This window comes from Nocardioides sp. Z43_10, from assembly GCF_059766615.1.
This window is the reverse complement of record NZ_JCBAJY010000008.1, coordinates 139774-153167: the sequence shown is the minus strand read 5'-3', so window position 1 is coordinate 153167 and position 13394 is coordinate 139774. Positions and strand designations below refer to the sequence as shown.

Annotated in this window: 13 protein-coding genes; 4 read left to right on the top strand and 9 right to left on the bottom strand. The window is 68.7% G+C overall.

The window, feature by feature from the left end:
- Nucleotides 1-31 precede the first annotated feature (31 nt).
- A complete protein-coding gene (locus AC6EI4_RS15635; protein ID WP_498423867.1) occupies nucleotides 32-454 on the bottom strand; it encodes an RDD family protein in 423 nt (140 codons plus the stop codon).
- 195 nt (nucleotides 455-649) lie between these two features.
- On the opposite strand from AC6EI4_RS15635, the gene glnA reads away from it, so the two are divergent.
- The 3 genes from glnA (at nucleotide 650) to AC6EI4_RS15620 (ending at nucleotide 3823) form a co-directional block, all read left to right on the top strand.
- Complete coding sequence (gene glnA / locus AC6EI4_RS15630; protein ID WP_498423865.1) at nucleotides 650-2068, top strand: type I glutamate--ammonia ligase; 1419 nt, start codon at nucleotides 650-652, stop codon at nucleotides 2066-2068.
- A gap of 334 nt (nucleotides 2069-2402) precedes the next feature.
- Complete coding sequence (locus tag AC6EI4_RS15625; protein ID WP_498423864.1) at nucleotides 2403-3488, top strand: nucleotidyltransferase domain-containing protein; 1086 nt, start codon at nucleotides 2403-2405, stop codon at nucleotides 3486-3488.
- On the top strand, nucleotides 3485-3823 hold the full coding sequence (locus tag AC6EI4_RS15620; protein WP_498423863.1) for a HepT-like ribonuclease domain-containing protein: 339 nt from the start codon (nucleotides 3485-3487) through the stop codon (nucleotides 3821-3823). Before AC6EI4_RS15625 ends, AC6EI4_RS15620 begins: the two co-directional genes overlap by 4 nt.
- Nucleotides 3824-3944: 121 nt before the next feature.
- Here AC6EI4_RS15620 and AC6EI4_RS15615 read toward each other — a convergent pair whose 3' ends face one another.
- The 8 genes from AC6EI4_RS15615 to AC6EI4_RS15580 form a co-directional block, all read right to left on the bottom strand.
- Nucleotides 3945-4805, bottom strand: coding sequence for a pirin family protein (locus tag AC6EI4_RS15615; protein WP_498452018.1), 861 nt, complete (start codon nucleotides 4803-4805; stop codon nucleotides 3945-3947).
- Nucleotides 4806-4912: 107 nt separating this feature from the next.
- Nucleotides 4913-6199 carry a glutaminase gene (locus AC6EI4_RS15610; RefSeq protein WP_498452017.1) on the bottom strand — a complete coding sequence of 429 codons (1287 nt, stop codon included), beginning with the start codon at nucleotides 6197-6199 and terminating at the stop codon, nucleotides 4913-4915.
- A gap of 13 nt (nucleotides 6200-6212) precedes the next feature.
- The gene (locus tag AC6EI4_RS15605; RefSeq protein ID WP_498423859.1) at nucleotides 6213-6605 is read right to left on the bottom strand and encodes a GNAT family N-acetyltransferase; all 393 of its coding nucleotides are present in this window, start codon (nucleotides 6603-6605) and stop codon (nucleotides 6213-6215) included.
- Nucleotides 6602-6919, bottom strand: a complete 318-nt coding sequence (locus tag AC6EI4_RS15600) for a GNAT family N-acetyltransferase (protein WP_498423857.1) — start codon at nucleotides 6917-6919, stop codon at nucleotides 6602-6604. The genes AC6EI4_RS15605 and AC6EI4_RS15600 overlap by 4 nt, the downstream gene beginning before the upstream one ends.
- 35 nt (nucleotides 6920-6954) lie before the next feature.
- Nucleotides 6955-7794, bottom strand: coding sequence for an alpha/beta fold hydrolase (locus AC6EI4_RS15595; protein ID WP_498452016.1), 840 nt, complete (start codon nucleotides 7792-7794; stop codon nucleotides 6955-6957).
- 42 nt (nucleotides 7795-7836) lie between these two features.
- Nucleotides 7837-8781, bottom strand: coding sequence for a protein kinase domain-containing protein (locus AC6EI4_RS15590; protein ID WP_498452015.1), 945 nt, complete (start codon nucleotides 8779-8781; stop codon nucleotides 7837-7839).
- Complete coding sequence (locus AC6EI4_RS15585; RefSeq protein ID WP_498452014.1) at nucleotides 8778-9497, bottom strand: ABC transporter permease; 720 nt, start codon at nucleotides 9495-9497, stop codon at nucleotides 8778-8780. The genes AC6EI4_RS15590 and AC6EI4_RS15585 overlap by 4 nt, the downstream gene beginning before the upstream one ends.
- Nucleotides 9498-9548: 51 nt before the next feature.
- On the bottom strand, nucleotides 9549-10427 hold the full coding sequence (locus tag AC6EI4_RS15580; protein ID WP_498423848.1) for an ABC transporter ATP-binding protein: 879 nt from the start codon (nucleotides 10425-10427) through the stop codon (nucleotides 9549-9551).
- Nucleotides 10428-10643: 216 nt separating this feature from the next.
- Between AC6EI4_RS15580 and AC6EI4_RS15575 the strand changes: the two genes are divergently transcribed.
- Nucleotides 10644-13385 (top strand): ATP-binding protein, encoded by a 2742-nt coding sequence (locus AC6EI4_RS15575; RefSeq protein WP_498452013.1) that lies wholly within the window; start codon nucleotides 10644-10646, stop codon nucleotides 13383-13385.
- Nucleotides 13386-13394: the final 9 nt, after the last annotated feature.

Genomic DNA, 13394 nt, shown 5'->3' with positions numbered 1-13394 from the left:
CGGCCGGGGCTCCTCCAGCGTACGACCCTGCCTACAGCCCGGTCGGACGCTCGCCGCGCACGGCGGACAGCGGCACGGTCACCGTGCCCGCCACGATGTCGTGCAGACCGCGACCGTCGGGGCGGAAGACCAGCGGCGGGATCACCAGCGCGATCATCACCTGGCGCACCAGGATCAGCAGCGGCGAGAGGGGGCGAGCGCCGGCGTCCACGCGCACGACGCGCAGGCGGGTGACGAGCTTGCCGAAGGAGCCGCCCGCCAGCAAGGTCAGGACGGTCGACTCGACCACGTAGAGCAGGAGCGTCAGGATGCCCGGGACCGGGTCGCCGGGCTCGCCGAAGTAGGCGTCGGCACCGAGGATGAACAGGGCCACGGCCATGCAGGCGAACCAGTCGATCACCAGGGCCAGCATCCGGTGGAACCAGGACGCGGTCTCCAGGGCGGGGTCAGTCACGGGAGTCAGGCTATCGAGTCGCTGTGAGCGGGTAGACCGGCACCACCTGTTACCTGGGTGAAACAATGTGGATATGGTCCAGAAACTGCCCCTGAGTAGTTTTCGAGGCAACGTTCGGTGCACCGCCGCACCGGAATCTCCCATCGCACTGCATGCCGGCCGCGAGGCGATCCAGATCGTGGCCAAGGAGGACGAATGTTCGCAAACAGCGACGAGCTGCTGAAGTACATCAAGGACGAGCGCGTCGAGATGGTCGACGTCCGGTTCTGCGACCTGCCGGGCGTGATGCAGCACTTCACGGTCCCCGTCTCGTCGTTCGACGAGTCGGTCTTCGAGGACGGCCTCGGGTTCGACGGCTCCTCGATCCGTGGCTTCCAGGCCATCCACGAATCGGACATGCAGCTCTTCCCCGACCCCAGCACCGCCTACATCGACCCGTTCCGGGTCGCCAAGACGCTGGTGGTCAACTTCTTCATCCACGACCCGATCACCGGCGAGGCCTACTCCCGCGACCCGCGCAACATCGCCCGCAAGGCGATGGCCTACATGGCCAGCACGGGCATCGGCGACACCGCGTACTTCGCCCCCGAGGCCGAGTTCTACGTCTTCGACAACGTGCGGTTCGAGACCAAGGCCAACGCCGGGTACTACCACATCGACTCCGAGGCCGGCGCCTGGAACAGCGGCTCCGAGGACAACAACCGCGGCTACAAGGTCAAGTACAAGGGCGGCTACTTCCCCGTCGCGCCGTACGACCACTTCGGTGAGCTGCGCGACGAGATGGTCATCGAGATGGAGCGTGCTGGCCTGCACGTCGAGCGCGCCCACCACGAGGTCGGTACCGCCGGCCAGGCGGAGATCAACTACAAGTTCGACGAGCTGCTCAAGGCCGCCGACGACGTGATGAAGTTCAAGTACATCGTCAAGAACGTCGCCTGGCGCAACGGCAAGACCGCGACCTTCATGCCGAAGCCGATCTTCGGCGACAACGGCTCGGGCATGCACGTGCACCAGTCGATCTGGAACAACGGCGAGCCGCTGTTCTACGACGAGACCGGGTACGCCGGGCTGTCCGACATGGCGCGCTACTACATCGGCGGCATCCTCAAGCACGCGCCGTCGCTGCTGGCCTTCACCAACCCGACGGTGAACTCCTACCACCGCCTGGTCCCCGGCTTCGAGGCCCCGATCAGCCTGGTCTACAGCCAGCGCAACCGCTCGGCCTGCGTGCGGATCCCGATCACGGGCTCCAACCCCAAGGCCAAGCGCATCGAGTTCCGCTGCCCCGACCCGTCGGCGAACCCCTACCTGGCGTTCTCCGGCCTGCTGCTCGCCGGCATCGACGGCATCAAGAACAAGATCGAGCCGCCGGCACCGGTAGACAAGGACATCTACGAGCTTCCGCCGGACGAGATGGCCGAGATCAACCAGGTCCCGACCCGTCTCGACGACGTGCTCACCAACCTGGAGAACGACCACGAGTTCCTGACGGCCGGCAACGTCTTCACGCCGGACCTGATCGAGACGTGGATCGACTACAAGCGGACCCAGGAGATCCTGCCCGTGCAGCTGCGCCCGCACCCGCACGAGTTCGAGCTGTACTACGATATCTGACGGACGTCGTAACCCCGAAAGGGCCTCTGAACTGCATGTTTGCAGGCTCAGAGGCCCTTTCGCTTGCCCTCTGGCGGCCCAAATACCGCAGGAGATCCGCGGGAGCGGTCTTCGGCGGCTCGTGACGACTGCCGTGCCCACTGATCAGGTGAGTGGATCGCACCAGTCCTCGTAGGAGAGTTCCAGGTCGGATCACACCCACTACGGCGAAGCCATCAACACCTGGGCCGAGCGCCACTCAAGCGTCTGGTCGTCCCGCGTGCGCGCGCAAACCGGGCCCTGGCTTGGGTCTGTGACGCTTGGACAGTATCTCTTTGAGCCATACAATCCAAGCATGAAGTCGACGGACGCCCTTCGCGTGGTCGCCGAGGTCACCGCCCACCAGTGGGGCATGATCACCTCAGCCCAAGCCCGCAGGCACGGCGTCTCCCGTCTGGATCTGTCGAGACTCGCCGCGGACGACTTCCTGGAGCGCCTGGCCCACGGCGTCTACAAGATCGCCGGGGCCCCGGGAGACCATGTCGACGACATGCGCGCCGCTTGGCTGAGCACCGATCCCTCACGTCTCGGCTTCGAGCGTGGCAAGGACCTCGCAGGCGGGGTCGTCTTCGCTGGCGCTTCCGCGGCCCGCCTGCACGGGATCGGGGACCTGTGGGATCGGCAGCACGACTTCATCGCACCCACCCGTCGGCAGAGCCAGCGCGCCGAGCTCCGCTACCGCCAGCGCGCTCTCGACTCGCGCGACATCACCGTGGTCGAGGGACTCCCGGTTTTGACGCTGGAGGCGACCATCGCAGACCTCTTCAACGCCGAGGCCGACCTGAGCCATATCGCCGACGCCCTCCGCGACGCCGCGGGCCAGCGCGGTCTCGACCTGGCCCGCCTCGAATCACTGCTGGCGCCCCACGCCAGCCGCCATGGACTGCGCAAGGACGATGGCGCCGGACTCCTCCAGCGCCTCCTTGAGATCGCCGGTCTCGACGTGGACTCACTGGCTCGATTCCTGGCCCGATCACCGACGTACGCCTCGCTCGCATATGTCACCAAAATCGTCGGGAATCTGGGGGCAGCCCCCCGATACGATGAAGCCATGACCGAGATCGCCACGCCCACCCGGCGGCCGCTCAGCGGCCCCACGGGCCGTCGCGTCGCCGCACACCGCGGCGAGGCACGCGAGGTGTTGCGCCGACACGGCGTCACCGACCCCGAGATCTTCGGAAGCGTCGCACGGGGTGACGATCGCGAAGACAGCGATCTGGACCTGCTCGTCGACTTTGCCCCTGGGACCGACATCATCGACATCATCGGCATCCAGCGCGAGCTGCAAGAGGTGCTCGGTGTGCCCGTCGATCTGGTGCCCCGCACCGGCCTCAAGGAGCGCGTACGCGAGCGGGCGGCCAAGGACCTGTTGCCGCTGTGAGCCGCTCAGACTCCGACCTGCTCGACGACATCGCCGAGGCCATCACCTCGATCCACTCGCACCTTCACTATGGCCCCATCTCCGTCGAGATCGTCATGGACGCCGTCGCGATGCGACTCCTGGAGATCGGCGAAGCGGTCAAAGGCATCAGCCATGAACTGACTGCTACGGAGCCGGAGATCCCGTGGAGCAACATCGCGGGTATGCGCGACTTCCTCGCCCATCACTACTTCGCCACGAATCCCGAGATCATCCAGGTCACCATCGACAAGCGCCTCCCGCCTCTCGCTGAGGCGGTCGACCGGCTGAGGGCCCGCCTGACATCCGAGGGCTGAGAGCCCTACATCGCCAGCCCGCGGCGCTCACCGTTCGACACCGAGGGCCCCGGCTTATGCCGGGGCCCTCGTTGCATCTCAAGTCGCGCCGCGGTCAGTTCGTTCGCCTGCATCTGGCGCGTCAGTGCCGTGGCTGGATCGTCGCGTTGGGGAGGACTGGTGCAGACAGGGGGTCGCCGTCGTACCCCCTGACCACGCCGAATCGCCCTGCTGGGTCGGCCCCTCCGATGACCTCGGACTGCCACTCCTGACGGAAGGTGACGATCTCGTCGTGGCTCCGGCCGACGAAGTTCCACCACATGACGATCTCCTCGCCCAGTGGCTCCCCGCCGATGAGCACCCCGCGTACGGCTGCGTCACCCGCGCGGATGACGAGCTCTTCGGATCCTGGAGGGACGTAGCACAGCTGGTGGACGCCGACCTCGACCCCGTTCAGCGCCGGCTCCCCGGCGTCGATGAGCAGACCGTGCTCGAAGGCAGGGTTCGCCGAGAGGCGGACCTCGCCGCCGGCAGGCAGGTCGATCTGTGCCGCTACGAGTGGACTGAACGTCGTCAGAGGGACCGACTGCCCGAGCAGCTCACCGAGGAAGACGCGCACTGTGGCGTCCCCGTGCGTGACCGGATGCGCCACGTGATGCTCGAACAGCGGTTCGGTCCATCGGTGGGCATCCGGCAGAGCGACCCACAGCTGCACGCCGTGCAGGCCTCGGGCGTCCTCGGTCGAGACCTCCGAGTGCTGGATGCCCCGCCCCGCGGTCATCAGGTTCACCTGGCCGGGAACGACGTAGGCCAGGCTGCCCAGGGAGTCGCGATGCTCGACCTGGCCTGCGTACAGCCAGCTGACGGTCTGCAGCCCGGTGTGCGGATGCGGACGGGTGTCCATGGTCCGCGCCGCGGATGCCGGTGTGGGACCGAAGGAGTCCGCGAAGCACCATGCGCCGATGAGGCTGCGCGCGCGTTGCGGCAGTGTGCGCCGGACCATCAAGGCACGCTGACCTCCCAAGGGGACCTCACGCGGCTCGAGTACCTCAGGTCGATCAGCAAGGTGCGTCACGCTCACCTCTTCATCCGGGTGCTGCTCGAGGTTGCTCACGCGGCACCCCTGCCGAGTGCTTGCTGAAGGTCTTCGACGACGGTGACTCGGCCCCCATCTCCGGGCTCGGGATCTGGAACGAGCGCTTCAGGGTCGATGAGAAGGACATCGTGACCATCCAACGTGAGCCGTCGCGCAACCTCCAGCAACATGCGTCGTGCCACGTCATCGATCGAAAAGACCATGGTGAGATCCAGAGCCACTCCGACTTCGGGGGGTGCCGTGTCCAGGATCTCTCGCAGGATCCTCTCGGCTCCGGCAAAGCGAATCCCACCCTGCAGCTGGATGACCCGGATAGCGTGCGGGCCGCCGCCAGCCACGTGGTTGGAACGTACGACCGCGGGCGCAGACGCCGGTACCTCCATCACGTGCAGACCCATGTCGGAGGAGAAACGCTCGAACAACGACACCCCGCGAACGCTGTTCCCGTGCGCGTCCAGTCGGGGTGAGAACGTGGCGATCCCGAGCTGGCCAGGCAGCGCGCCGATCAGTCCGCCGGCCACCCCGCTCTTGGCCGGGATGCCGACCTGGGTCGCCCAGTCACCGGCCGAGTCGTACATCCCGCAGGTGGCCATGACGCTGAGCACCTGACGCACCACCCGTTCGCCGACCACCCGCTCGCCCGAGACGGGGTTCACGCCCCGGTTGGCCAACGTCGCGGCCATCATCGCCAGATCCCGCACGGTGACGAGCACGGAGCATTGACGGGTGTAGCCGTCGACGACGCCCCGCGGGTCCTCGGTGAGGATGTTGTAGCTGCGGAGCATGTGCGCGATGGCAAGGTTCCGATGGGCGTGCTCCATCTCGGAGGCGCATACTGCCTCGTCGATGCTCAGCCGGCGCCCCGCGAACGCGGACAGGCCGTCGACCACACGCTCCACGCGTCCTGTCGAATCGAGCCCCCGCGAGCCCGCCAGCGAGTGCGCGGTGATGGCGCCAGCGTTGATCATCGGGTTGAGGGGGCGTCCGCTCTCACGCTCGAGGGAGATCTGGTTGAACGCCTCTCCCGAGGGTTCCACCCCGACTTTGGCGAGCACGGGGCCGAAGCCGCGATCTGCCAGCGCCAGCGCGTAGGTGAACGGTTTGGAGATCGACTGGATCGTGAACTCGGTATCCATGTCGCCGGCGCCGTAGATCTTCCCGTCGAGGGTGGCAAAGACCGCACCGAGACGACCCGGATCGGCTGCCGCGAGCTCGGGGATGTAGCCCGCCGGCTCTCCGGAGACATCCAACTCGACATCTGCGAGTGCCTCGGTCAGATAGTCAGGAATGACTGATTGCATTGATCCGCCTCCTTCATGCTCGGCCTCGTGCCGCCCGTGTGACGAGTGCGATGTCCGCAGGGGTCGGCCGGCGGAACACGCCGCCTTGCGCGGTGAACTCACTTCCGTGCCGCTTCAGGTGTCGGGCGAACACCGGACATACCGGCACGACGGTGACCTTGCGGCGGAGGCTGTCCTCAAGCGCCTCGCGGACCAGGAGCCCCGCCAGGCCTCGCCCCGCGAACTCCTCGTCCACCTCGGTGTGGAAGAAGATCCGCTCCTGGCCTGTCCCAGGAGAATCGACGAAGTCGGCATGGCCAACGGTTGATCCATCGTCGAGGCTCACTGTGTACGAACTGATAGGGCTGCCGATCTCGAGCCTGACCTGCACGGTTGCACCGGACTTGTCCGTCAGCGTCTTGGTCATGTGGCGTCCTTCCCTTGTGGCAGGTTCACGCCGTACACCATCGGCACGTACTCACGATGCCGTCCGATCCAGCCCTTGATGAAGGGGCACAGCGGCATGACCTTGCGTCCGCCTGCCGCACGGACTTCGTCCAGCGCGAATCGGGCGATGGCCGAGCCGACACCCGTGCCCTCGAACCGTGGGTCGACGTCGGTGTGGGTGAAGACGATCAGCTCGTCGGTGAGGATGTACTCGGCGAAGCCGGCGGCTTCGCCACCGATGCTTGCTCGGTAGCGCAGGCGGGAGGGGTCATGGACAACCTGGATGTCTGTCATGTGTCGGTCCTTTCGGAGCCTCAATCGGTCGGCGATCAGCCGAGGAAGGACTGCAGCGCGGCGTTGACCTCGTCGGCGTGGGTCCAGAGCAAGCCGTGCGGCGCGCCTTCGATCTCGACGTACTCGGCGTCCGGGAGGAGCTTGCGAAAGCGGCGCGCTGTGGCGTCGATCGGCAGGATGTTGTCGGCCGTCCCGTGCAGGATCAGAGCGGGCTTGCCGCTGGCGCGGACCGCCGCGACGTCGTCGCGGAAGTCCTCGATCCAGCTCGGGACGACCTCGTACGCCGCGACGGGGGCGCTGGTGGCGGCGGTGTTCCAGTTCGCCCGGACGACGTCCTCGCTGATCCGCGACCCGAGGGTCTCGTCGAGGTTGTAGAAGTCCCGGTAGAACTGGGTGAACCAGGCGTAGCGGTCGGTCCTTGCCGCGGCCTCGATGCCGTCGAAGACGTCCTGCGGCAGGCCTTCGGGGTTGTCGTCGCGCTGTACCAGGAACGGCTCGAGCGAGGCGAGGAACGCCAGCTTCGCGACCCGCTCGTGGCCGTACCGCGAGACGTAGCGGGCGAGTTCGCCCGTGCCCATCGAGAAGCCGACGAGGACGACCTCGCGCAGGTCGAGGGTCTCCAGCACGGTGGACAGGTCGGCGGCGAAGGTGTCGTAGTCGTAGCCGGACCCGACCTTCGAGGACTGGCCGAAGCCACGACGGTCGTAGGTGATCACGCGGTACCCGGTGGCGAGCAGCGCGCGCGCCTGGCGCTCCCAGCTGTGCCCGTCCAAGGGATACCCGTGGATCAGGACCACGGGCTGTCCTGAGCCCTGATCCTCGTAGTAGAGCTCGATGGGGGCGCTGTTCTCGTTCCCGACGGTGATGAATCCCATGACGTGGTTCCTCTCCTCGTTGTCCTGTCTCGTGGGTGCCGGTCAGCAGCCCAGCTCGGCCAAGCCGGCGGGATCGCCCAGCGCTAGTGCGACGCGCGCGTCGTCGTCGTCGAAGGCGCTCGCCAGGGCGCCGTGAGGGATGTGGACGGTGTCCTTCGCCGCAGCCAGGAGCGCCTTCCTGAACGAGCGCGCGTCCCGGAACCGGTCCTCCGGCTCCTTGGCGAGAGCCTTCGCGAGGACGGCGTCCAGCGCCGCAACGGCGGTGCCGAGCCGTGCGGGCTTCTCGTGGACGTGCTGGTAGGCGACGGAGATGGGGTCGTCCGCGACGAACGGCGGTCGGCCGGTCAGGAGCTCGTAGAGCACGCAGCCTGCGGAGTAGGGGTCGCTGCGGGCGTCCAGGGTCTGACCGCGCGCCTGCTCGGGAGAAACGTAGGCCGGAGTTCCGAGGAACGCCTGCGCCTGGGTCAGGGTCGCGGCGGGGTCTCCACCGGCACGCGAGATCCCGAAGTCCACGACCTTGACGGCACCCTCGGGCGTGATCATCACGTTGGCGGGCTTGATGTCGCGATGGACGACGCCCGCCCGGTGGCTGAAGTCGAGCGCCGAGAGGATCCCGACCTGGTATTGGAGCGTCTCGTTCAGCGTGGGCCGGCGCATCCTGAGGAGGTCCCGCAGCGACCGCCCCGCGACGTACTCCATCACGATGACCGGGACCTCGACCTTGCCTGCCGAGCCTGCGTCGACCTCCTCGTGCCCGGTGTCGTAGACGGCGACGATGGCGGGATGGCGCAGACCCGCCACGGTGATCGCCTCACGCTGGAAGCGGGACCGGAACATGGGGTCTCGCGCCAGGTCCTGGCGGAGCACCTTGATGGCGACCGGACGGCCCGAGTGGAGGTCGCGACCGCGATGGACGTCGGCCGTGGCGCCCCACCCGATGACCTCACCCACCTCGTACCGACCGTCGACGACCCGGTCCGTGCTCATCGGCGCGGCTCCCAGCGGAAGAGTCGACCAGCCAGGGCGACGGCGACGACGACCCAGCCCAGGGTGGGGACCAGGAGGGGCAGCGAGTCGGCGACGGGTACGCCGCCGTCCCAGGCGTTGACGACCAGCTCGGTGGCCGAGCCGCCGGGGAGAAGCCGCTTGAGGTAGGCGAGGTCCTCGGTGCCGGTGATCCCCACCCAACTGGCCACGGCGATCACCGCCAAGCTCACCGGCAGGGTGGTCACCTGGGCGTGCTCGGGTGAGGTCGTGACCCCCGCGGTGGCCAGCGCCAGAGCCCCCATCATGGCCGTCGTGGCCAGGATCGCCACGGCCAGCAGTGGGACATCGGCGGGGCCGGCGACCACCACACCGAGAACGGCCAGGATCGCGACCACCTGGACGAGCGCGACGACGGTGATCGGGAGGACCAGCCCGGTGAGGATGCTGGGGTCGCTGGCAGCGGTGGAGCGCAACCGCTTGAGGAAGAGGTCCTGCCGGCGTGCGGCCAACGTGGTCACCGCGGTGGTGTAGAGGCCGAAGGCCATCACGGTGACCATCACGATCGCAGCGACGAAGCCGAGGCTGCCGAGGTCGGAGTACACCTCGTGTTGGTAGACGAAGTAGCCGCCGACGGCCACCGGGATGACCAGGCCGGTGACCAGGACCAACCGGTTCCGCAGCATCTGAACCAGCTCACTGCGAGCGATCTCGAACATGGCGGTACTTCCCTTCATGGTGGTGCTCGTGGTCCCGGACAGGTCGTGGGCTCAGTCGGCGTCGAGGGTGCGGAAGACGTCGTCGAGGCGGGTGGGGCCGGCCGCCAGGTCCACCAGCTCCACCCCGGTGTCGTGCGCCCAGCCCAACAACCGGTACAGGTCCTGCTGCAGGCTGAACGTCTCGACGTGGAAGGCGCCGTTGAGCGCACCGACGATCGGCGGCTCGGGGGCGCCGGGTGACAGCGCGAAGCTGATCACCGACGGCAGGGTCTGCGTCAGCTCCGCGACCGTGCCCTCCTGCCGCAGCGTGCCCTCGTGCATGAGCCCGATGCGGTCGGCCCGCTGCTGGGCCTCCTCCAGGTAGTGGGTGGTGAGGACGACCGTGGAACCCTCGTCGCGCAACCGGTCCACGGCGGCCCAGAGGGCGTCGCGGGACTGGATGTCCAGCCCGGTGGTCGGCTCGTCGAGGACGACCAGCTCGGGCCCGCCGTAGACGGCCGTGGCGAAGTCCAGGCGCCGCTTCTCGCCGCCGGACAGCTGGGAGACCCGGGTGCTCGCCTTGCGGGTCAGGCCCGAGACGCCGAGCACCCGGTCGACGTCGTCCTGCCTCCCACTCAAGGCGCCGATCAGGCCCACCGACTCCCGCACCGTCAGGTCCGGGGAGAAGCCGCTCTCCTGCAGCATGATGCCCACCCGCGGCCGCACGGAGCGCCGGTCCTGCGGACTCTCACCGAAGATCCGCACCGTGCCGGACGCGGCCCGGCGATGACCTTCGACCACCTCCAACGTGGACGTCTTGCCGGCTCCGTTCGTGCCCAGCAACGCGTAGAGCTCGCCGCGCTGGACGTGGAAGGACAGGTCACGGACGGCCGCGAAGGCACCGTAGGTGACGTTCAGACGTTCGACGTCGATGACGGAAGAGGCGGACATGGTGGTTCCTCTCATGCTCCACGAGCCGGATCCGGCTGATCCGGTCCGTGCGGGCTGGTGCTGCCCCACCAGACTCGCGCTACGCGGGGTGCCTTCGCGTCGGTGGAATCCCCGATGTCTCGCCGCTCATCGCGTCGCCGCGGCGGGCCGGATCTGGCAGGCTGGGCTTCGCAACGGTGAAATCCACCTATCCGTGCCGCCCAGAGGAGAGCGAAGTTGACACACCTCCTGGGCCGTCGCGCGGAGCGCGAGATCGTCGAACAGCTGCTCACGCAGGCACAGGCCGGGCGCAGCGGTGCGCTGGTGGTGCGCGGGGAAGCGGGCATCGGCAAGACCGCACTGGTGGAGCAGGCCCGCGACGCCGCCGCAACGTCGGGGTTCCTGGTGGAGTCCTCGGTGGGGGTGGAGGCGGAGATGCAGTTCCCGTTCGCGGGTCTGCACCAGCTGTGCGATCCCCTGCTGGACCGGCTCGGAGCGCTGCCCGACCCCCAGCAGGATGCCTTGGGGGTGGCGTTCGGACTGCGCGCCGGTCCCGCGCCGGACCGCTTCCTGGTGGGATTGGCGACCCTCCACCTCCTGGCCGAGGTCGCCGAGGAGGCACCGCTGCTGTGTCTCTTCGACGATGCGCAGTGGCTGGACGAGGCGTCCGCACAGGTCCTGGCATTCGTGGCGCGGCGGGTATCGGCCGAGCGGGTGGCGCTGCTGTTCGCGCTGCGCGACTCCGGCGCAGGCGAGGACCACCCGTTCGCCGGGTTGCCCGAGCTACGTCTGGAGGGGCTCGGTGCGACCGACGCGCGCGCACTGCTGGTCGCCGCCGTCCGCACACCACTCGACGCCGCCGTGCGCGACCGGATCGTCGCGGAGGCGCGGGGCAACCCTCTGGCCCTGCTGGAGCTGCCCCACAGCACGCGGGCCGCACACCTGGCCGGCGGCTTCGAGCTGCCCGGTGTGCTGAGCGTGCCCCGCCGCATCGAGGACGGCTTCCGACGCCGTTCGGCCAGCCTCCCGGCAGAGACCCGGCTGCTGCTGCTGGTCGCCGCCGCCGACCCGACCGGCGATGCGGCCCTGCTGTGGCGCGCGGCCACCCACCTGGGCATCTCCCGCGAGGCGGCCGCACTCGCGGAGGCCAGCAGGCTGCTGGAGATCGACACCCGGGTGCGGTTCCGTCATCCGCTGGTCCGTTCGGCGGTCTACCAGGCGGCCACACCGCCGGACCAGCGTCGCGCCCATGATGCGCTGGCGGTGGCGACCGACGCCCAGGCCGACCCCGACCGGCGTGCCTGGCATCGGGGGCAGGCGGTGCTGGGCACCGACGAGGAGGCCGCCGCCGAACTGGAAGGCTCGGCAGGCCGGGCCCGCGCTCGCGGCGGGGTAGCAGCCTCCGCCGCGTTCCTGCAACGAGCGGCCGAGCTGACGCCGAAGCCAGAAGTCCGTGCACGACGAGCCCTGGACGCCGCTCAGACCCTGCACGAGGCGGGAGCGTCCGAGGCCGCCCTGGAGTTGCTGAGCGTCACGGCGGCTCAGCCGCTGGACGACCTGCGATGCGCCCGGCTGCAGCTGCTCCGGGCCAAGATCGCCTTCCACCTCACGCGCGGGAGCGAGGTGCCCGATCTGATGCTGGAGGCTGCCGCAACGCTCGCCCCGCTGGACGCGTCGCTGTCCCGTGACACCTACCTGGACGCCATCGACGCGGCGCTCATCATCGATGGACGCGACACGGCCCGTGTTGCGGCAGCTGCCCTGACGGCTCCCGAAGCCACCAAGCCACCACGGCCTTCGGACCGGCTCATGGACGGTCTCGTGACGACGTTCACCGCGGGGTACACGGCGGGGACGCCAGCACTCAGACTCGCATTGCAGGCGTTCTGCGACGAGGCGCACACTGCCCGGGCACTCGAGGCCCGCAGCGACCGCTGGCTGTGGCTGGCCGGTCGCTGCGCCGTCGGGATCCTTGATGACGAGCTTGCCCACGCTCTGGCGAGCCGTCACGTGAAACTGGCTCGCGAGACCGGCGCCTTGGCCACCCTGCCCGCTGCCCTCAGCTCGTTGGCGAACGTCTTGGTCTTGGCCGGCGAGCTCACTCGCGCCGGCGAGCTGGCCGCCGAGTCCACGGCGATCGCGGAGGCCACCGGCGGAGTGCCTCTGCGGCACACCCTCGTCGCGCTCACCGCGTGGCGCGGCGATCATGCAGCCGCTTCCCACCTGAACGAGGCAATCATCCGGAGTGCCGCCGACCCCGATAGCGACACGGAGGTCGCCGTGGCCCAGTACGCGATGGCCGTGCTGCACAACGGTGTGGGCAACTACGCTCAAGCGCACACGGCGGCGAGGCGGGCATGTGAGTCCGGTGAGCTGGGGCTCATCAACATCGGCCAGCCGGAGCTCATCGAGGCGAGCATGCGTGCCGGTCACCCCGACATCGCGGCGAGTGCCCTGGAGCAATTCAACTCACGCGCGCTCGCCTGCAACACGTCCTGGGCGCTCGGCCTCGCGGCCCGATCCCGCGCGCTGACCAGTGCGGGGCCCATCGCCGAGGACAACTATCGTGAGGCGATCGAACGGCTGAGCCGGTCCCGGATGACCGGCCAGACTGCCCGCGCACACCTCGTGTACGGCGAGTGGCTGCGCCGTGAGGGCCGTCGCCAGGACGCCCGGGAACAGCTGCGCACCGCCCACCAGCAGCTGTCGGACATGGGGATGGAGGCGTTCGCCGAGCGCGCCGCCCGCGAGCTGCGCGCCACCGGTGAGCATCCCCGCAAGCGGACCGCCCAGCCGACCGACGCCCTCACCGACCAGGAGCTGCACATCGCGCGACTGGTGGCCACCGGCGCGACCTCCCGGGAGGTCGCTGCGCAGCTCTTCCTCAGCCCCCGCACGATCGAGGCCCACCTCCGCAGCATCTTCCGCAAGCTGGGCATCACCTCCCGCCGGCAGCTCAGGGAGCTGGCGCTTCCCTGACCCGACGGT

Bases quoted from the DNA above. Each gene is read 5' to 3' on its own strand.
- AC6EI4_RS15590 (WP_498452015.1), bottom strand. From the start codon at position 8,781: ATGAGCACGGACCGGGTCGTCGACGGTCGGTACGAGGTGGGTGAGGTC.
- AC6EI4_RS15610 (WP_498452017.1), bottom strand. From the start codon at position 6,199: ATGCAATCAGTCATTCCTGACTATCTGACCGAGGCACTCGCAGATGTC.
- glnA (WP_498423865.1), top strand. From the start codon at position 650: ATGTTCGCAAACAGCGACGAGCTGCTGAAGTACATCAAGGACGAGCGC.
- AC6EI4_RS15585 (WP_498452014.1), bottom strand. From the start codon at position 9,497: ATGTTCGAGATCGCTCGCAGTGAGCTGGTTCAGATGCTGCGGAACCGG.
- AC6EI4_RS15600 (WP_498423857.1), bottom strand. From the start codon at position 6,919: ATGACAGACATCCAGGTTGTCCATGACCCCTCCCGCCTGCGCTACCGA.
- AC6EI4_RS15605 (WP_498423859.1), bottom strand. From the start codon at position 6,605: ATGACCAAGACGCTGACGGACAAGTCCGGTGCAACCGTGCAGGTCAGG.
- AC6EI4_RS15625 (WP_498423864.1), top strand. From the start codon at position 2,403: ATGAAGTCGACGGACGCCCTTCGCGTGGTCGCCGAGGTCACCGCCCAC.
- AC6EI4_RS15595 (WP_498452016.1), bottom strand. From the start codon at position 7,794: ATGGGATTCATCACCGTCGGGAACGAGAACAGCGCCCCCATCGAGCTC.
- AC6EI4_RS15580 (WP_498423848.1), bottom strand. From the start codon at position 10,427: ATGTCCGCCTCTTCCGTCATCGACGTCGAACGTCTGAACGTCACCTAC.
- AC6EI4_RS15615 (WP_498452018.1), bottom strand. From the start codon at position 4,805: ATGGTCCGGCGCACACTGCCGCAACGCGCGCGCAGCCTCATCGGCGCA.